Origin of the sequence: Labrys wisconsinensis (assembly GCF_030814995.1) — a bacterium.
Lineage (GTDB): Bacteria > Pseudomonadota > Alphaproteobacteria > Rhizobiales > Labraceae > Labrys > Labrys wisconsinensis.
Genome location: NZ_JAUSVX010000004.1, coordinates 301,904 through 320,533, shown reverse-complemented (window position 1 = coordinate 320,533; position 18,630 = coordinate 301,904). Strand labels below are relative to the sequence as shown.

The 18,630-nt window shown below is 67.9% G+C and carries 19 protein-coding genes; 13 read left to right on the top strand and 6 right to left on the bottom strand.

Annotated features, from left to right (window positions below):
* Nucleotides 1-15: 15 nt before the first annotated feature.
* Entirely contained in the window at nucleotides 16-516 is a 501-nt protein-coding gene (locus QO011_RS14125; protein WP_370881952.1) for a peptide deformylase, read from the bottom strand.
* Between the two features lie 106 nt (nucleotides 517-622).
* Nucleotides 623-1,423 carry an IclR family transcriptional regulator gene (locus QO011_RS14120; RefSeq protein WP_307272907.1) on the bottom strand — a complete coding sequence of 267 codons (801 nt, stop codon included), beginning with the start codon at nucleotides 1,421-1,423 and terminating at the stop codon, nucleotides 623-625.
* A gap of 244 nt (nucleotides 1,424-1,667) precedes the next feature.
* Between QO011_RS14120 and QO011_RS14115 the strand changes: the two genes are divergently transcribed.
* The 11 genes from QO011_RS14115 to QO011_RS14065 all read left to right on the top strand — a co-directional run bounded on the left by QO011_RS14115 (nucleotide 1,668) and on the right by QO011_RS14065 (nucleotide 12,367).
* Nucleotides 1,668-3,044 carry an aminotransferase gene (locus QO011_RS14115; RefSeq protein WP_307272905.1) on the top strand — a complete coding sequence of 459 codons (1,377 nt, stop codon included), beginning with the start codon at nucleotides 1,668-1,670 and terminating at the stop codon, nucleotides 3,042-3,044.
* A 13-nt stretch (nucleotides 3,045-3,057) separates the two neighbouring features.
* Complete coding sequence (locus QO011_RS14110; RefSeq protein WP_307272904.1) at nucleotides 3,058-4,161, top strand: ABC transporter ATP-binding protein; 1,104 nt, start codon at nucleotides 3,058-3,060, stop codon at nucleotides 4,159-4,161.
* Between the two features lie 143 nt (nucleotides 4,162-4,304).
* Nucleotides 4,305-5,345, top strand: a complete 1,041-nt coding sequence (locus tag QO011_RS14105; protein ID WP_307272901.1) for an ABC transporter substrate-binding protein — start codon at nucleotides 4,305-4,307, stop codon at nucleotides 5,343-5,345.
* A gap of 12 nt (nucleotides 5,346-5,357) precedes the next feature.
* Nucleotides 5,358-6,548 carry an ABC transporter permease gene (locus tag QO011_RS14100; RefSeq protein WP_307272898.1) on the top strand — a complete coding sequence of 397 codons (1,191 nt, stop codon included), beginning with the start codon at nucleotides 5,358-5,360 and terminating at the stop codon, nucleotides 6,546-6,548.
* Nucleotides 6,549-6,557: 9 nt separating this feature from the next.
* A complete protein-coding gene (locus QO011_RS14095) occupies nucleotides 6,558-7,364 on the top strand; it encodes an ABC transporter permease (protein WP_307272895.1) in 807 nt (268 codons plus the stop codon).
* A 149-nt stretch (nucleotides 7,365-7,513) separates the two neighbouring features.
* On the top strand, nucleotides 7,514-8,590 hold the full coding sequence (locus tag QO011_RS14090) for a beta/alpha barrel domain-containing protein (RefSeq protein WP_307272893.1): 1,077 nt from the start codon (nucleotides 7,514-7,516) through the stop codon (nucleotides 8,588-8,590).
* Nucleotides 8,587-9,504 (top strand): DUF6282 family protein, encoded by a 918-nt coding sequence (locus tag QO011_RS14085; protein ID WP_307272890.1) that lies wholly within the window; start codon nucleotides 8,587-8,589, stop codon nucleotides 9,502-9,504. The genes QO011_RS14090 and QO011_RS14085 overlap by 4 nt, the downstream gene beginning before the upstream one ends.
* Nucleotides 9,501-10,271, top strand: a complete 771-nt coding sequence (locus QO011_RS14080) for an HpcH/HpaI aldolase family protein (RefSeq protein WP_307272888.1) — start codon at nucleotides 9,501-9,503, stop codon at nucleotides 10,269-10,271. Before QO011_RS14085 ends, QO011_RS14080 begins: the two co-directional genes overlap by 4 nt.
* Nucleotides 10,272-10,275: 4 nt before the next feature.
* On the top strand, nucleotides 10,276-10,608 hold the full coding sequence (locus QO011_RS14075; protein WP_307272885.1) for a cupin domain-containing protein: 333 nt from the start codon (nucleotides 10,276-10,278) through the stop codon (nucleotides 10,606-10,608).
* A gap of 18 nt (nucleotides 10,609-10,626) precedes the next feature.
* The gene (locus QO011_RS14070; protein ID WP_307272884.1) at nucleotides 10,627-12,048 is read left to right on the top strand and encodes an NAD-dependent succinate-semialdehyde dehydrogenase; all 1,422 of its coding nucleotides are present in this window, start codon (nucleotides 10,627-10,629) and stop codon (nucleotides 12,046-12,048) included.
* A 7-nt stretch (nucleotides 12,049-12,055) separates the two neighbouring features.
* Entirely contained in the window at nucleotides 12,056-12,367 is a 312-nt protein-coding gene (locus QO011_RS14065; RefSeq protein ID WP_307272883.1) for a hypothetical protein, read from the top strand.
* A gap of 44 nt (nucleotides 12,368-12,411) precedes the next feature.
* On the opposite strand, the gene QO011_RS14060 is transcribed toward QO011_RS14065, so the two are convergent.
* From QO011_RS14060 to QO011_RS14045, 4 genes are all read right to left on the bottom strand, one after another.
* A complete protein-coding gene (locus QO011_RS14060; RefSeq protein ID WP_307272880.1) occupies nucleotides 12,412-12,639 on the bottom strand; it encodes a DUF6429 family protein in 228 nt (75 codons plus the stop codon).
* 103 nt (nucleotides 12,640-12,742) lie between these two features.
* Nucleotides 12,743-13,258 (bottom strand): hypothetical protein, encoded by a 516-nt coding sequence (locus tag QO011_RS14055; protein ID WP_307272878.1) that lies wholly within the window; start codon nucleotides 13,256-13,258, stop codon nucleotides 12,743-12,745.
* Nucleotides 13,249-14,649 (bottom strand): HD domain-containing protein, encoded by a 1,401-nt coding sequence (locus tag QO011_RS14050; protein ID WP_307272874.1) that lies wholly within the window; start codon nucleotides 14,647-14,649, stop codon nucleotides 13,249-13,251. The genes QO011_RS14055 and QO011_RS14050 overlap by 10 nt, the downstream gene beginning before the upstream one ends.
* Nucleotides 14,650-14,809: 160 nt before the next feature.
* Nucleotides 14,810-17,263, bottom strand: a complete 2,454-nt coding sequence (locus QO011_RS14045; protein WP_307272872.1) for a TOTE conflict system archaeo-eukaryotic primase domain-containing protein — start codon at nucleotides 17,261-17,263, stop codon at nucleotides 14,810-14,812.
* Nucleotides 17,264-17,498: 235 nt separating this feature from the next.
* Here QO011_RS14045 and QO011_RS14040 point away from each other — a divergent pair, with 235 nt between their 5' ends.
* Both QO011_RS14040 and QO011_RS14035 read left to right on the top strand, forming a co-directional pair.
* Complete coding sequence (locus QO011_RS14040; protein ID WP_307272870.1) at nucleotides 17,499-17,963, top strand: helix-turn-helix domain-containing protein; 465 nt, start codon at nucleotides 17,499-17,501, stop codon at nucleotides 17,961-17,963.
* A 32-nt stretch (nucleotides 17,964-17,995) separates the two neighbouring features.
* The gene (locus QO011_RS14035; protein ID WP_307273170.1) at nucleotides 17,996-18,535 is read left to right on the top strand and encodes a PIN domain-containing protein; all 540 of its coding nucleotides are present in this window, start codon (nucleotides 17,996-17,998) and stop codon (nucleotides 18,533-18,535) included.
* The last annotated feature ends 95 nt before the right edge of the window (nucleotides 18,536-18,630 follow it).

Here is an 18,630-nt window from a genome sequence, read left to right as displayed (position 1 = left end):
CGCGAATCGCCCCCCTCAGGCGCCGCGCCGCTGCTTCTCCCAGCGCGTGACCAGCCGCTCCCGTTTCAGCCGGGACAGGCGCTGGATCCAGAAGATGCCGTCGAGCTGGTCGATCTCGTGCTGGTGGCAGACGGCGAGCAGGCCGTCGGCCTCCTCGATCCGCTCGGCGCCGTCGAGGTCCTGGTAGGCGACCCGCACGCGGGCATGGCGCTCGACCTCCTCGGTCGCGCCGGGCATGGAGACGCTGCCCTCCCGGTGCCGGATCCGCTCGGTGGAGGCCTCGACGATCCGCGGGTTGACATAGGTCCGTACACCCTGCTCGGGCGAAAGCTCGAGCACGACCAGGCGCTGGGCGACGCCGATATGGGGCGCGGTGATGCCGATGCCCGGCGCGGCGCGCATGGTGTCGAGCAGATCGGCGGCCAGGGCGCGGAGCCCGGCGTCGAAGGCGTGCACGGGCTCCGAGGCCTGGCGCAGGCGCGGATCGGGATAGAGCAGGATCGGTCGGATGGTCACGGCGCGGCGCCCTGCCGAAGCGAAGGCCTCGGTGCGCCTCGACATCGATCACAGCTGACCGGTCCTGTCTAGACAAGTATGGCCTGCCGCGGCGTCCCGCCCGCCGTCATCGTGGCGCGCCGGGCGGGATGCGGCCGGCATAGCCCAGCTCCCACGACACCTTCGCCGCCGCCCGCAGGACGGCGTCGATCTGTTCGGTGGCCGGGTCGCGCGGGATGTGCTGGATCGAGCCGACGATGGCGATGGTGCCGAGGGCATGGCCGTCCCGGCCGAGGATGGGCGCGGCGAGGGCGTTGATGCCGAGCGTCTCCTCCTCCGGCGCCGTGGCGTAGCCCCGGGCCGCGCAGCGCGCCAGCTCGTCGGCAAGGGCGTCGAAGTCCTGGATCGTGTGCTCGGTCTCGCGCGTCAGGCCGCGGCGCCGGATCGCCGGCATCAGCGAGGGATGGGCGAAGGCTGCCGCGGCCTTTCCCTGCGCCGTGGCGTGCAGCGTCAGCTCGCTGCCCGGCCGCACGCCGATCTCCAGCGGCGATTTTCCGAGCAGCGTCGTCATGACCGTGACGCCGCGGACGCTGACCGCCGACACCACCACGGTGATGCCCGTCTCCTCCCGCAGCGCCCGCGCCGGCGGTTCGGACGCCGCGAGCAGGTCGATGCGCCCGGCCGCGGCCTGCCCGAGCAGATGCGCCCGCACGCCGAGCTTGTAGCGGGTGCTCGACGGGTTCTGCGAGACATAGCCGCGCTCGGCCAGCGTCTGCAGATGCCGGAACACCGTCCCCTTCGTCGTCGCGAGCCGGTTGGCGAGCTCGCTGACGCCGATCTCGTCCTGCTCCGCCGCGACGGCCTCGAGCACGTCGAAGGCCAGCTGCACGGACCTCACGCCGGTATCGGCCTTGTCTCCCGTCGCCATGGTCGCCCTGCCCTTCCCGGCCGCGCGGGGACTCAGCCCCTCGCCTCGCGTTTCTCTGCTCGAAACAAAATTCAAATCAGAACGAGGCCGCGAAATCAAGGTCACACCGTCATCACATTGAAAATACGGGAATATCTCCGTCGAACTCGAATCGCCAACCGGTCTTGATTCGAAGAATATCGTCTTGTATACTGAAACTCAGTTTTATAGAGTGAAACGACATCCGAACCCTTCGAGCAGCCGAATGTCCGTGACGACGAACTCGCCCTTTGCCCGCGACGCGGCCTTCCACCTGCACCCGCAGACCAATCTGCGCCTGCACGAGCAGATCGGCCCGACGGTCATCCGCGGGGGCGAGGGCGTGCATGTCGTCGATGTCGACGGCAACCGCTTCATCGAGGGCATGTCCGGCCTGTGGTGCGCCGCGCTCGGCTTCAGCAACCGCCGCCTGGCGGACGCCGCCCATCGCCAGCTCCTGGCCCTGCCCTACCAGCAGGCCTTCGCCCACCGCGTCGCCGAGCCGGTGATCGACCTGACTGAGGCGCTGGTCGAGCGGGCGCCGGCGGGCCTCACCAAGGTGATGCTGCAGTCCTCGGGCTCGGAGGCGGTCGACACCGCCATCAAGCTGGTCTGGTACTATCACGAGGCCATCGGCAAGCCGGAAAAGCGCAAGATCATCGGCCGCGCCCGCGCCTATCACGGCACCACGGTCGCCTCCGCCAGCCTCACCGGCCTGCCCAACATGCATCGCGGCTTCGGCATCCCGCTGCCCGGCTTCCTGCATGTCAGCTGCCCGCACCACTACCGCCAGGCGCAGGCCGGCGAGAGCGAGGACGCCTTCGCCGTCCGGCTGGCCCGGGAGCTGGAGGAGACGATCCTGCGCGAAGGCCCGGACACGGTCGGCGCCTTCTTCGCCGAGCCGGTGATGGGCACGGGCGGCGTCATCGTGCCGCCGGCCGGCTATTTCGAGAAGGTGCAGGCGGTGCTGAGGCGCCATGACGTGCTGATGGTGGCCGACGAGGTGATCTGCGGCTTCGGGCGCACCGGCCATTACTGGGGCTGCGACGCCTTCGGCATCCGGCCAGACATGCTGACCTGCGCCAAGGGCCTGTCCTCGGCCTATTTCCCGATCTCGGCGCTGATGGTTTCCGAGCCGATCTACCAGGCGATCGCCGACCAGACCGACCGGCTGGGCGGCTTCGGCCAGGGCTTCACCTATGGCGGCCATCCCGTCGGGGCGGCGGTCGCGCTCGAGACCCTGCGCATCTACGACGAGATCGACATCGTCGGCCGGGCCCGCCGCATGGGCGCGCTGCTGCAGGAGGGCCTGCGCCGCTATGCCGACCATCCCCTGGTCGGCGAGGTCCGGGGCATCGGCATGATGGCGGCCCTGGAGATGGTGGCGGACAAGCGCACCCGGGCCCCCTACCCGGCCGAGATGAAGGTGGCGGCGCGGGTCTCGGATGCATTGCGCGCACGCGGCGTGCTGCTGCGCGCCCTCGGCGACTCGCTGCTCTGCGCCCCGCCCCTGATCATCGAGGAAGCGGAACTGGCCACCGTGGTCGACGCGGTCGGCGAGGCGCTCGATCAGGTGCAGCGGGACCTTGCAGGGCTGCAGTGAGGCGGGAGAGGGCATGAACGCGATCCCGCAGAGCGGCGCCCGCACCGAGCTCTCGACGCCGATCGTCAGCTTCCGCGGCGTGTCGCGGAGCTATGACGGCCGGACGCCGGTCGTCGACGGCCTCGACCTCGACATCCGCGCCGGCGAGTTCCTCACGCTGCTGGGGCCGAGCGGGTCGGGCAAGACCACCACGCTGATGATGCTGGCCGGCTTCGAATGGCCGGACCGGGGCGAGATCCGCCTCAACGGCCGGGACATCACCCGCCTTCCCGCCTATGGCCGCGAGATGGGCGTGGTGTTCCAGAGCTATGCGCTGTTCCCGCACATGAGCGTGGCCGAGAACATCGCCTTCCCCCTCGGGGTGCGGAAGATGCCGAGGGCCGAGCAGGCCCGGCTCGTCGAGCAGGCGCTGGCGCTGGTGCATCTCGCCGGCCTCGGCGGCCGCAAGCCCCAGCAGCTCTCCGGCGGCCAGCAGCAGCGCGTCGCGCTGGCGCGCGCTCTGGTCTACCGGCCGCGCCTGGTGCTGATGGACGAGCCGCTCGGCGCCCTCGACAAGGCGCTGCGCGAGAGCATGCAGGCCGAGCTCAAGCAGATCCATCGCCAGCTCGGCATCACCTTCGTCTACGTCACGCACGACCAGGACGAGGCCCTGACCATGTCGGACCGGGTCGCGGTGTTCCACCAGGGGCGGATCGCCCAGATCGCCGCGCCCGAGACGCTCTACCGGCGTCCGGCCAGCCGCTTCGTCGCCGGCTTCGTCGGCGAGACCAACCTGATCGAGGGCACGGTGACGGCGCTCGACCAGGACCGAGCCCGGCTGCGCCTGCCCAATGGCGCCATGGTCGAGGGCTGGCGCAGCGAGGGCCTCGCCGAAGGCGGCGCGGCGGTGCTGGCGGTCCGGCCGGAGGCGGTGGCGTTGCGTCCGGCCGGCGGCGGCACGATCGACGGCATCGTCGCCGACGCGGCCTTCCACGGCGACCATCTGCGCCTCCAGGTCGAGGCGGAGGGCACGGCCGTGCAGGTGAAGATCGGGGCGGCCGCCGGCGTCGTGGTGCCGCGCCGGCTGGAGCGCGTCGGCCTCGCCCTGCCGGCCGAAGACTGCGTGGTGCTCGCCTAGGCAGGGTTTCGTCGATCGGAACACGGTTCCCGTCAGCGAAACTCTGCCCGGACTTTGGGACTCTGCCGGAGCTCCGGACCCGCCGGCGGGCGGCTTCCGGATCTTCGGGCAGCGAAAGCAACGATCAAGAACAGGGGAACGACATGACGATCAAGATTTCGGGCGCGGCGATCCTTCTCGCCGCCTGCCTCGCCGGCGCGGGTGCGCAGGCGCGGGACCTCACCGTGGTCTCCTGGGGCGGCAGCTACCAGGAGGCCCAGCACAAGGCCATCTTCGCCCCCTTCGCGGCGGCGAGCGGCATCCCGGTGACTGAGGATTCCTGGGATGGCGGCATCGGCATCCTGCGCACCAAGGCCGAGGCGCCGGACAGCGGCTGGGACGTGGTGCAGGTGGAATCGGACGAGCTGGAGCTCGGCTGCGCCGAAGGCGTGTTCGAGACCATCGACTATGACCGGGCCGGCGGCAAGCAGGCCTATGTGCCGGGCGCCGTGCATGCCTGTGGCGTCGGCTCGGCGATCTACAATTTCGTGCTCGCCTACGACAAGGCGGCGCTGAAGCAGGGACCAGCCGACTGGAAGGACTTCTTCGACCTCAAGGGCTTCCCGGGCAAGCGCGCCCTGCGCCAGGGGCCGAAGGGCAATCTGGAGATCGCCCTGATGGCCGACGGCGTCGCGCCGGCCGACGTCTATGCGGCGCTGAAGACGCAGCAGGGGGTCGACCGCGCCTTCGCGGCGCTCGACCGGATCAAGCCCGCGCTGGTGTTCTGGAAGACGGGCGCGCAGCCGATGCAGCTGCTCGCCTCCGGCGAGGTGGCGATGACCACGAGCTATAACGGGCGCGTCACCAACGCCATCCACAACGACCACAAGGATTTCGGCATCGTCTGGAACCAGTCCCTGCAGACGATCGACAGCTGGGTGATCCTGAAGAACTCGCCGAACAAGGACGCCGCCTACAAGCTGCTCGAATTCGCCTCGCGCGGCGAGGTGCAGGCGGCGCTGCCGGCGTTCCAGCCGATCGGCATCACCGCGGCTTCGGCCTTGTCCAAGCTCGATCCCAAGGTGCTCGCCGACATCCCGACCGCCCCGGACAATGCCCGGACGGTGCTCAAGATCGACGACGCCTTCTGGAACGACAATCTCGACGCGCTGATGGCGCGCTGGACGAGCTGGTCGGCGAAGTAGGCGGGCACGGCGATGACGCGGCGCGACCTCGGGACGGCCCTGGGCGGCTATGCTCTGGCCGCGCCGCTGCTGCTGTTCCTCACCCTCACCTTCCTGGTGCCGCTCGGCATGGTGGCCTGGCGCAGCGTCGCCGATCCCGAGCTCGGCCAGGCGCTGCCGGAGACCGCCGGCCAGCTCGCCGCCTGGGACGGGCGCGGCCTGCCGCCGGACGCGGCCTTCGCCACCATCGGCCGCGAGCTGAAAGCCGCCGCGCCGGAGCGGCTCGCGGCCCTGGCCCGGCGCATGTCCTACGAGACCCCGACCGGGCGCGAGTTCCTGTTCGGCACGCTGCGCAAGCTCAAGGCCCTCGCCCCCGAGGCGCCGCTCGACCGCGCCGCCCTCGAAGCCGCCGACGGGCGCTGGACGCAGCCGGCAACCTGGCAGGTGCTCAAGCGCGCCGTCGGCCCCGCCGACGGCTTCCACCTGCTCTCGGCGGTCGACCTCAAATGGGACTATGACCGCGGCCTCGTCGACTTCCGCCCGGAAGGCGGCCTCTATCGCACCATCCTGCTGCGCACGCTGGCGATCGGGGCGGCCACGACGCTCGCCTGCATGCTGCTGGCCTTCCCGCTCTGTGCCTATCTCGCGCGGGTGTCCGAGCGCCGGCGCAACCTCCTCCTGATCCTGGTGCTGCTGCCGTTCTGGACCTCGATCCTGGTGCGCATGACCGCCTGGATCGTGCTGCTGCAGGACCGCGGCGTCGTCAACGACGTGCTGCGGTTCGCCGGCCTGATCGACGCCCCGCTCGGGCTGCTGTTCAGCCGCACCGGGGTCATCCTGGCGCTCGTCCACGTCATGCTGCCGTTCATGATCTTCCCGCTGCTCACGGCGATGCGGGCCGCCGATCCGCGCCTGATGCGCGCGGCCGCCTCGCTCGGGGCCCGGCCGCTGCACGCCTTCGTCCGGGTCTACCTGCCGCAGATCCTGCCGGGACTGATGGCCGGCGGCATGCTCGTGTTCATCGTCACCATCGGCTTCTACATCACGCCCGCCCTGCTCGGCGGACCGGGCGACCAGATGATCGGCTCCTACATCGCCCTGTTCACGACGGGCACGCTGAACTGGGGCCTCGCCTCGGCGCTCGGCATGATCCTGCTGGGGCTGACCGCGGTGCTGTTCGTCGCCCAGACGCGGCTCGGCCGCTCCGCCGCCACCGGCATCTGAGGGGGAGCGATGACCACGTCCGGCAAGACGACCGCGACGGCCCGGCTGGGATCGGCCCTGCTGGCCCTGGCCGCCGCCCTGGTCCTCGCCTTCCTGATGCTGCCGATCCTGGTGATCGTGCCGCTCTCCTTCAACGCGGGACGCTATCTCGGCTTCCCGCTCGAGGGCCTGTCGCTGCGCTGGTACGCCGATTTCTTCGGCTCGCCGGTCTGGCGCGGGGCGCTCGGCAACAGCCTCGTCATCGCCCTGGCGACCACCGCGCTGGCGACGGTGCTGGGAACGGCGGCGGCGCTCGGCCTAGCCCGGCCCGGCCTGCCGGGGCGGCGGCTGATGCAGGGCCTGGTGCTGGCCCCGCTCATCGCGCCGGCCGTGATCGTCGGGGTCGGCATGTATTTCGTGTTCTCGACGCTGCAGCTGACCCACACGCTGCCCGGCCTGGTGCTGGCCCACACCGCGCTGGCCGTGCCCTTCGTCGTGGTGACGGTGGGCGCGGCCCATGCCGGCCTCGACGCCCGCCTGCTGCGCGCTGCCGCCAGCATGGGCGCCCCGCCCTGGCTCGCCTTCCGCAAGATCACCCTGCCGCTGATCGCGCCCGGCGTCGCCTCCGGCGCGCTGTTCGCCTTCACCACCTCGCTCGACGAGATCGTCGTCACCCTGTTCCTGGCCGGCCCCGGGCAGCGCACGCTGCCGCGCGAGATGTTCTCGGCGGCGCGCGAGGCGCTCACCCCGACGATCGCGGCGGCGGCCACCGTGCTGATCGCCTTCTCCAGCGCGCTGCTCGCGGCCTTCCTGTTCTTCCGGCGCCGTGGCGGCTGAGCCGTAGCGGAAACGGATTCCGGTTGACTTCGGCGGCCGGCATGCGTACCGTCTGATGAAACATCGTTTTATTGATTGAAACGATCTGGCGGAGACGCCTCCCGTCGCGACCGGCACGCAGCTCCGGCAAGGCCTTCTCGAGCCCCTCGATGACCGCAAGACTGCAGACCCGCATCGGAGCCGTCCGGCTCAAGAACCCGCTGATCGCCGCGGCCGGCGAGCACCTGATCGACCTCGCCGGCGTCGAGGCCGCCATCCGGGCGGGCGCGGGCGCCGTGGTGGTGAAGTCCACCAACGAATCCGACGCGGCCAGGGACCAGTTGCAGCGGGCCGAATATGTCGCGCTCGACGCCGACTGGCGGCCGGTGCCGTGGGACGCTTCGGCGCCGCGCGAGGTGACGCTGGCGAGCCGCTCCGGCCTGACGCCGCTGCCCTTCGAGGCCTGGCTCGACCAATGCCGCCGGGCGGATGCGCTGGCGCGCCGCCACGACTGCGTGCTGGTGGCGAGCCTGATCCTCGGCGCGCTCGAGCCGGCCCTCGCCATGGCCCGGCAGGTGGAGGCCGCGGGCCTGCGCGTGCTGGAATTCAACATCGGCACGCCCTATGCGAGCCAGGCCGCCGCAGGCGCGGTGTCGACGGAGCTCAGCCCCGAACGGGTCGGGACCATCGTCGCCGCCGTCCGGGCCGCGGTGTCGTTGCCGCTCTGGATCAAGCTGACCGGCCAGAGCGAGCGCGTGCCGGAGCTGGCCGATGCCGCCTTCGCCGCCGGCGCCGATTCCGTCGTCATGGCCGGGCGCCTGCTCGGCCTGGTGCCGGACCTCGACACCATGGCGCCGATGCTGGGCACGAGCCTGGCCGTCGGCGGCTTTTGGAACCTGCCGCTCACCTGCCAATGGTTGGCGCTGACCCGCGCCCGGCTCGGGCGCGAGCGGCCGCTGATCGGCATCAACGGCGCGCAGGACGGGCGCGACATGGCGCGCATGCTGCTCGCCGGCGCCAGCGCCGTGGGCTTCGCCTCGGCCGTGATGCTGCGCGGCTACGAGGTGATCGGCCGCAGCCTCGGCGAGCTCGACGCCTATCTCGCCGGCAAGGGGCTCACGGCCGAAGCGCTGGTCGGCCGGGCCGCCGACGCCCGCCGGACCTTCGCCGACATGCCGCTGCGCCGGGACCATTGGCGCGGCTTCGTGCCGGTCCCCACGCCCGCCCAGGAGGAGACACCGTCATGAGCCAGGCACCGGATCACGACCGCGCCGAGAGGATCGACCGTCTGATGCAGGGTGCGATCGACCTGCACGTGCACAGCGGCCCCTCGCTGATGCCGCGCGCCGTCGACCATATCGAGGTGGCGCGGCAGGCGGCCGAGGCCGGCATGGCGGCGATCCTGCTGAAGGACCACTACTACCCGACGATGCCGATCGCGCATCTCATCAACAAGCACCATCCGAGCCGGACCACGGTGCTGGGCGCCGTCGTGCTCAACAACCCGCTCGGCGGCCTCAATCCGAGCGCGGTCGACTATGCCCTGAAGCAGGGCGCGCGCATCGTCTGGATGGCCACCGCCCACGCCCAGAACCATATCGACCACGACAAGAAGGATGCCGAGTTCAAGAACAAGTTCCCGGTCAACAGCCGGAAGACCGTGGAGCCGGTCGGCCAGAGGCTGGTCGACGAGCGCGGCACGGTCACCGACGCGGTCAAGCTCATCCTCGACCTCGTCGCGGAGGCGGATGCCGCCGTCTCCGGCGGGCACCACCATATCGACGAGCTCTGGCCGTTCTACGAGGAGGCGGGGCGCCGCGGCGTCAAGCGGCTGTTCCTGAACCACCCGACCTATGTGAACGAAGCTTCGTTCCAGGACGTGTCGCAGCTCGTCCGCATGGGCGTGATGATCGAGCACTCGATCTGCATGTTCGTGCCCTCGACCTTCTTCCTGTTCGACCACGAACACCTCAAGCAGGTGATCGAGGCGGCCGGCGTCGACAACACCTTTTTCGGCTCCGACCTCGGCCAGAAGAACAATCCGACACCCGTCGAAGGCTTCCGGCAGATGATCGGCCTGCTGCTCGACCTCGGCTATGGCGAAGACCCAATCCGCAGGATGGTCTCGGCCAATGCCGCCCGCCTGATGGGCCTGCCGTGACGGCGGCCTCGTTCCGCGCCCGCGTCCGGGCCGGCGAGGTCCTCGCCGGGACCTTCATCAAGACGCCGGCGCATCACCAGGCCGAGCTCCTGGGCCTGGCCGGCCTCGACTTCGCCGTGGCGGACGCCGAGCACGCTCCGATCGACCTTGCGGCGATGGACCGGCTGGCCGCCGCGGCGCGCGGCGTCGGCCTGCCGCTGCTGACGCGGGTCCCCGCCCTCGATCCCGTCGCGATCGCGGCGCAGCTCGACCTCGGCGCTGCCGGCATCGTGGCGCCGCATGTGCGTGGGCCGCAGGACGCCGAAGCGCTGCTGCGCGCCGCCGAATACGGCCGCGGCCAGAGGGGCTTCTCGCCCTCGCCGCGGGCCGGCCGCTTCGGCACCGAGGATGCCGCGACCTATCGCGCCCGGGCCGATGCCGAGCGCGTGCTCGTCGCCCAGATCGAGGACGCCGAGGCGCTCGGCGCCGTCGACGCCATCGCCGCGGTCGAGGGTCTCGACGCGCTGCTGATCGGCCCGGCGGACCTCGCCCTGTCGCTCGGCTGCGCCGGGCCGGACGATCCGGCGCTGCGCGAGGCCATCGCCCATGTCGCGGCGGCCGGGCGCCGGCACGGACGGACCGTCGGGATCTTCATCGGCAGGCCCGAGGCGGCCGCGGCCTTCGCCGCCCTCGGCATCAGCCTGTTCATCTGCGGTTCGGACCAGAGCCTGCTGCTGGCCGAGGCCGGCCGCGCCGCGCGCATGGTGCGCGCATCCAGGACGGAGTGACGACATGCCGGTTCATCAGGTCGATTGGGATGCCATCGCGTGGACGCCAGTGCGCCGCGGCATCGAGCGCAAGGCCTTTTCCGGCACCGGCGCCACGCTGGCGCTGCACCGGCTCTGGCCGGGGCACGAGACGCTGCCCCATTCCCATCCGCACGAGCAGATCGTCTACATCATCGAGGGCCTGGTCGACTTCCATATCGGCGACGAGGTCCTTCGCCTGACGGGCGGCGGCGTCGCCCTCATCCCCTCCAACATCGTCCACTATGTCGAGGTCGTCGGCGACCAGCCGGCCCTGAACCTCGACGTCTTCACGCCGGCCCGTCCCGAATACGCGTGATCGCCTCGGAGCTCCCACATGACCGCTTCCCTGTTCATCGACGGCGCCTGGAGCGCCGGGTCCGGCGCCCGCCGCGGCACCGTGGTCGATCCGGCCACGGGCGCCGCCATCGGCGAGGTCGCCTTCGCCGAGGCCGCCGATCTCGACCGGGCGCTGACGGCCGCCGAGCGTGGCTTCCGGGCCTGGCGCAAGGTCTCCGCCTATGAGCGCTCGCGTATCCTGCGCAAGGCCGCGGACCTCGTGCGCCAGCGCGCCGAGACGCTGGCCGAGGCCATCACCCGCGAGCAAGGCAAGCCGCTCGCCGAGGCGCGCATGGAGGCGGGCGCGGCCGCCGACGTCATCGACTGGTATGCCGAGGAAGGGCGGCGCGCCTATGGCCGCGTCATCCCGGCGCGCATCCCAGGCGCCCGGCAGGTCGCATTGTCGGAGCCGGTCGGCCCGGTCGCGGCCTTCAGCCCCTGGAACTTCCCGGTGGGCCAGCTCGTGCGAAAGGTCGCCGCGGCGCTGGCCGCCGGCTGCTCGATCATCGCCAAAGCGCCGGAGGAGACGCCGAGCTGCGCCATGGCGCTGGCCCGCTGCTTCGAGGAGGCCGGCGTGCCGGCGGGGGTGCTCAACCTCGTCTTCGGCGTGCCGGCTGAGATCTCGGCCCACCTCATCCCCTCCCCGGTGATCCGCAAGGTGTCGTTTACGGGTTCCGTGCCGGTCGGGCGCCATCTCGCCGCGCTGGCCGGCCAGCACCTGAAGCGCACCACCATGGAGCTCGGCGGCCATGCGCCGTTCATCGTCTGCGACGATGTCGACGTCGAGGCGGTGGCCAGGCTCGGCGCCGGCATCAAGTTCCGCAATGCCGGGCAGATCTGCACCTCGCCGACCCGCTTCCTGGTGCAGGCTCCGATGCAAGAGCGCTTTGCCGAGCTCTTCGCCGGCCTTGCCGAAGGCCTCGCCGTCGGCGCCGGCGCGGCCGAGGGCACGCAGATGGGCCCGCTGGCGCATGCCCGGCGCATCGATGCTGTCGACGGCCTGGTCCGCGACGCGACGGAGAAGGGCGCCAGGCTGCTGACCGGTGGGCGGCGCATCGGCAACCAGGGCTTCTTCTACGCGCCGACCGTGCTGGCGGACGTGCCGGCCTCGGCTCGCATCATGAACGAGGAGCCGTTCGGGCCGGTGGCGATCGTCAACCGGTTCGAGACGCTGGACGAGGCGATCGCGGAGGCCAACCGCCTGCCTGTCGGCCTCGGCTCCTACGCCTTCACCGGCTCGACCGCCCAGGCCGGCCGCCTCGCCGACGAGATCGAGGCCGGGATGGTATCGATCAATCATTTCGGCCTGGCCGCGCCGGAGACGCCGTTCGGCGGCATCAAGGACAGCGGCCATGGCAGCGAAGGCGGCAGCGAGGGCCTGCAGGCCTATCTCGCCACCAAGTTCGTCAGCCAGGCCTGAAGATCCCGTGACGGGGGCGGCCGGCCACCGGGAAGATGGCTCGGGCGACGGCGCGCCCGAGGCCCGCCACGATCCCGAACTGCTGCGCCGGGCGACGGGATGCGTGGTCTGCCGGCACAGCGCCCACCCGTTCTGCGACCTCATCGTCGGCGAGGAGGAACGGCGCATCGCCTTCGGCTCGCCAGCGGAGCTCGCCGCCTTCCTGCGAGAGGTGCGAAGCGCCGGCATCCCGATCCATCGGGATCGCGGCCTCCTGCCCCTCGTCCTCCTCGCCGGGGCGGTCCTCGCCGCCGGCCTGTGGGCGATCCTGTCGCGTTAGACGGGATCGTCGCGCCACTCCGCCTGGTCTCGCGGCAGCCGCAGTCAGGCCTTGGCGAACATCGCATGGAACAGCCGTTCCGAGGCGGCCATTCCCTCCTGTGTCAGGACAACGGATTTGGCCTTGCCGACGGGGTCGTAGATCAGGCCCTTCTCGTGCAGCCGGTTCATCACGTCCCAGTCATAGCCTTTCCAGGCGCGATTGCCGTCGTGCAGCGTGAGATAGAGCAGCGCCAGCACGGCGTCGTCGATCCGGTCGTTGTCGATGTCCATTCGCCGTCTCCCGGGACTATCGAGGGCGAACTCAGCGTTCGCGCGAGTCACGATTCCCCGTCACAGGCGGATCGTCAATCGCTCGGAGCCGATCAATCGGACTTCAGCCGAGCTCGGGCAGCCGGATAGGCGTGTCGATCTCCCTCAGCCGCTCCAGCAAATCCTTCGCCCGCTCGATCCGCCCGTCCCCGGCCTTTTCCGGCTTGCGACGCACGGTCTCTTCCCACGGCCTGTCGAATCCGTCATCGGCCAGGAAGACCGCAGTCGCGGCGAGTTCGAGCTCGATCGCATCGGCGCTTGCGGCCAGCCCGGCAAGCTGTCGGCGCGCAGCGGGCGTCTCGGGAGGGATAGGGGCTGTCACATCGTAGATGGAATAGGTCCCTCCCCAGCTCGCCTGTGCCTCCGTCTCGCCGAGACGGCCGAGGAGATGAGCGTGGCGTGCGCCCGTCGCGACATTCTCGCTGAACGGTCCATAGTGCTTGTAGGTGAAGGAAAGCCCGGTCTCGAGCCCGGCGACCGTCAGGAGATAGGCGATCTTTTGCAGCCGCGTCCGGCCGACGACGCGACCGCCGGCATCCCTGACGATATCCACGACCTTGCAGGCGTCGCTCATCGACATGCTGCGATCTCCCCCGAGATGATCCCTTCGACCATTTGGCGTGCCGATTCGTCCTCCGCGCCATAGTAGGCTCGAAACAACTTGAATGTCGTCAGGGCGGCAACCACGCGCGAACGTTGCTTCAGGTCCACGGTCGCGCCTCCGTCCGTTCGAACATTGATCTGTTCCGTCGGCCCCGTCGACCCACCCGCTGTCTTGTAGGGCGAACGCTCTGCCTCATCGATCAGAAGACGCGGGATGACCGACTTATCACCATCAATCCAGCCCTTCAGTTTTTCATCGATGCGGGCACAACATCGGTCGATGGCTGCAACGAGTTCGGGCGCGCTATCGCTGGCCGGGTTGAAGGCATGCGCGACGCGGGCCCGGATATCGATGCACTTGTAGAGCTTGCGGTCGCGCAGTCGGGTGGCCAGCTGGCTGATCACGGGGTCCTTCGCGTCCACCATGAGAGACAGGCCACCCCAGACGACGGTGTCGTCGAGGCACAAGGCAGTCTCGATGTCGTCCGGCGACTGCGCAAAAAGGATGAGAGGATGCCGCACGGGCAACCCGGTCGCCGTCGCCGAGGCATTCCTCGCGAGCGATACGATCCGCACCAGCAACTCCGCGAAGAGCTTTTCGATCCCACGAGTCGTCTTGTGAAGATAAACGGTAGGATAGAGCTGAAAGAGACCGAGGACGAAGGCTTCCGTCGCGTGGATGGCCTTCGGACCGATGACAAAGGTCTCGATGGTGCCGACCCCGCTGTCGTCGACTCCGACCGGCACCTCGGCGAGATCGAGGTTGGCGACGAGCCATTCGAAATCTATGGCGGCGTGCTGCGTGCCGGTCATCAGTCGGTCACGGCGCATATAGTCCAGCCTATCAGCATCGAACTGGCTCGACACCACGGCGTTGTGGACGCTTTTTCTGCCTTCCTTCTTGATGATGTCAGCGACATCGCTGGCGAAACCGCTTCCCATCGTGTTGAGGAGACCGGCGACTTCACCGCTGCGGATCAGCCGGTCGCTCATATGCTCATGATCGGCGAGCTTCAGCTGCAGCCTCTCTCCGACTTTCTCGAAGGCATGGCTGAAGGCTCCATGACCGAGGTCGTGGACCAATGCGGCCGCCAAGGCCAGGTTCTCTCGCGTTTCCTGGCGGTGCCCGACATGCTTGCGAACGACTTCCATGAGGCGTCGAGCGGTATGGAATACGCCGACGCTGTGAGCGAAGCGGGAATGGCTGGCACCGGGGTAGACCAGGTCGGAAAAACCCAGTTGCTTAACCCGGCGCAGACGCTGGAAAGGCCGCGATTCCAACACCTGCCAGAGAGCACGCTCCAGCTCATCGTCGTGCCGGAACTCGATGAGATTGTGAAGCGGATCGCGAATGCGCTGAATCTTCATGCTCATTTCCACTTGATGGGTTCGATTCGACCAGCAACGCTCTGCGGACTCCACCCATCATGTTCTCTATTTGTTCTAAAAAATTCAGAAAGGCAACTCAAATCGAGGTGTCCGGGGCTGCGCGCCATCCCTCGCGCCCACATGCCGCATTTACGCCGCCTCACTCTTCGATCGTATAGCCGAGCGCTCGATATCCGGTTCGGCGCTTTGCCGCCATGCGCGCCAGCAACGGCACAGCCTCGTCGACGTAATCGACGACGAGAACCTCCGTTTTTCCTTCATGCTGGCGATGGAGCCGGCCAACATACTGAGCCAGGGTGCCTTTCCAGGAGATGGGCATCGTGAGGAAGAGCGTGTCGAGCCTGCGATCATCGAACCCCTCGCCAATATAGCGCCCCGTCGCCAGGATCAGCCGTTCCCGGTCATCGGAGACTTGGAGGGCCGCCTCGGATGCCTTGCGTTCGGCGGCCGACATGCCACCCCGCAGGACAACGAGATTGCGCACGAAACGCGAGAAGCGGTCTTGGAGAAGTTCGAGATGGTCCCGACGCTCCGTCAGCACGACCGGCGAGCGCTTTGCTTCCAGCGCCTTCAGCACGTCGTCGAAAATCAGATCGTTGCGGGGGCCGTCCTGGGCGAGGGCTGCATAGACAGCCGGCATGGGAGGCCGCTCCGAAGCAGCCAAAGGCGACGGCAACCGGAAATTTGTCGATCGATGCCGGGCACGATGCGTCATGCCCCGCTCGGCCGCCTGAGCCCGAGCATCGACCCTGTGTCGGACTGGGCCACATTGCATGAAAATGATGGGGTGATGGCCATCCTTGCGGGCGACCGTCGCGGATAGTCCCAGGACATATCGCGCCTTCGCCCGCCTCGCCACCAGCTCGAAACTCGCCGCCGAAAGATGGTGACACTCGTCAACAACGAGATGGCCATAGTCCGCCACCAGATCCGAGACTTCGCCACGACGCACGAGGCTCTGGATCAGAGCGATATCGATGGTGCCTGTCGGCTTGCGACGACCGCCACCGATAATGCCGATATCCTTCGGATCGATATCGAGGAACGTCTTGAGACGCTCGACCCATTGGGTGAGCAGTTCAAGGCGATGGACGAGAACGAGGGTATTGCGTGCCCTCTGGGCGATGAGCGCAATCGCCACGACCGTTTTGCCGAAAGCCGTCGTGGCGGCCAGGACACCATGGTCCTGCGTTGCGAGAGCGTCGAACGCCTCGATCTGCCGACCGCTCAGCACTCCCTGGAAGCTCACCGCACTGGGCAGCGGGCTGCCTGTCATTCTGTGGTCCTGCACCGTGACTTCGGCGCGATGGGCTCGGATCAGTTCGACGGCTTCGTCGAGGCAACCGCGAGGAAGCGCGACATGCCGCGCATGAAGTTCGGCACAAGAGACGATCCGCGGTTTGCCGAAGGTCGGCAGTCGCATGGATTGCGCGCGATAGAATTCGGGATTCTGGAAAGCAGCTACCCGGATGAGCCGTGCCGTCATCGCGGAAGGCAGCCCGGTTCGATCGATATAGACTTGATCGGCGATGACGACACCAACCTTGCCAGGCAAGGAAGCATCGATCGGCTCCGGCTCGCGGCGTCGCGAGGGCGTCATGCGCCATGGTTCGTCCGCGTTCTCGTCTTCGACCGGCATTCGGACGCCCAGCACCAAGCCGCACAACTCGGCATCGGCGACGATCCGCGATGCGGTATCGACCGAGAGCCTCGGCAGTGACGACAGGAACGCCCATTGATCGTCGTATGGACGCAGGTCCTTGTCGACGAACACACTGTTCCCGTGATCTCGCGCCCTCCGCTGCAGAGGCATAGCGATCAGATTGCCGAAGCCACCAATCGGCATCGTATCCTGGCTTGGAAAGAGACGGTCATAGGAGGCGAAACCGATCTCCGGGCGGTGCTCCATCGTCTCCGTCAAGATCGCCGCCCCAAGCTGACGGGCGGTGCGCGCCGCAATCGGCTCGGAGAAGAAGATCCAGACGTGACCACCATTCCCGGAGCGAGATCGTTCGAGGGCTGCGGGAACCCCTTTTGCGTGACACGTTTCGATCATGGCCGATGCATCGGCGGCCCAGCTTGCCTTGTCGAAGTCGGCCGCCAGGAACCAGCAGGTCTCGTCGGCCATCAACGGATAGACACCGGCAACGAAGTCTGCCGCAGAAGATCGCAGATTGTCGCTGCCGCGAAGATGCTTTTCGATGATCTCATCCGAGACCGGGATGAAGGCTTGATTGGGGCATTCTCCGCATTTGACTTGCGGCTTGTCGCATATGCCCTTGACCCACTCGTTGGCACAGGCGGGGGCATAGCCCGATCGCCCCGTCTTTCGGTTCTCCCAGCGCATAGGGAATACGTCGGCGCGACCAACGAACAGGCGACGAAAGAGCGCCACCTTGTCTGTCGTCGAAGACGTTGCGGTTACGGTTGGCGCATTCGCGGCCAACACCGAATGATGATCGGCACGCACGCGTGACGCCCGCCGGTGCTCGAACTCACCCAGCGTGGTCGAGAGCTCCGCCCGTTCAGCGTCCAGCGACGCGAGCCGGGCTCGAACACGGGCGATCTCTTCGTCTTCTCCGCGGTCCGCCATCATTGCTATCGACCTGAATGAGCGAGAGCGTTCTCAGGCAGCATAGCCATAACTGCGACGGCTTAAGGGAGAGCGCCTTGAGATCGCGCTCCTCACGCTTAAAGGAACTACGCGAGATACGGCTTGATCTGCATCAGGGAAGGCCGCCTTCGACATTCAATTATTTCGTTTGTTGCGATTATTTCGATTGACAGCTATATGAGCCCTGGAGCTGTTCACCGGGAGATTACCCCCTATGACGCGCGCGCTGTTGGTGACCCAGAAGGCAGTTGTTCCCTCGGAGCAGGATGTGACACTGGCCCGCGAGTCGAGCCGCGTGCTTTCGCGTCATCTTGCCGGCGGGGACGTCGTGAATCTGGCCATGAGCGATGCGGATCAAACTGAAATGGTCGTATTGCCGATCGGGGCTGCGCGTTTGCTGCTCGAGATGCTGACGCAAATGGCTCAGGGCAATCCGGTAATCCTGATGCCGTTTCACGCCGAACTCACGACCCAGCAGGCCGCCGAGCATTTGAATGTTTCGCGTCCCTTCCTGATCGCCTTGCTCGAAAAGGGTGAGATCGCATTCCGCAAGGTCGGAACGCATCGACGTGTGTTGTTCAGGGATCTGCTCGCTTACAAGCGAAAGACAGATGCAGCGCGCCTTCAGGCGCTTGATGAATTGGCCGAGGAAGCCCAAAAATTAAATCTGGGATACTGATGCTTGGCAGATTTCACCGCGATCTATGATGCCTGCGTCCTTTACCCCGCTCCCTTGCGGGATTTTCTGATGCATCTGGCGCTGACGGACCTGTTCGGGCGCGATGGACCAAGGCGATCTATGCTGAATGGATCCGCAACGTCCTTAGGGATCGGCCGGACCTGACCGCAGCGCAGCTCGACCGGACTCGTCAGCTCATGGACGCACATGTCCGGGACGCAGTCGTCTCGGGCTACGAGCCTTTGATCGAAACTCTGGTGCTGCCGGATCCAGATGATCGGCACGTTCTCGCCGCAGCCATTCGTGCTGGTGCCAGCGTGATCATCACTTACAATCTCAGGGATTTTCCGAAAGCCGCACTCGATCCCTTCAGTATCGAGGCCCAGCATCCGGACGCGTTCATTGCGCATCTTTTCGATGTGGCGCCGGAGCAGGTCGTCGCGGCGGCACGGCGCCAGAGAGCCAGCCTCAAGCATCCACCAAAAACGGTCGACGACTATCTGGATGTTCTCTTGCGTGCAGAACTTGTCCAGACCACATCCCATCTGCGCCAGATGGCGGAGCTGCTGTAGGCGCGCTCCGTCCTGACCTCGCCCCTTTGGCCCGTGAGCGCCTTGGGAGAGTGGGAAGATTTTGTCCAGAGCCCGGGCACCTCCGAGGGCGCTCG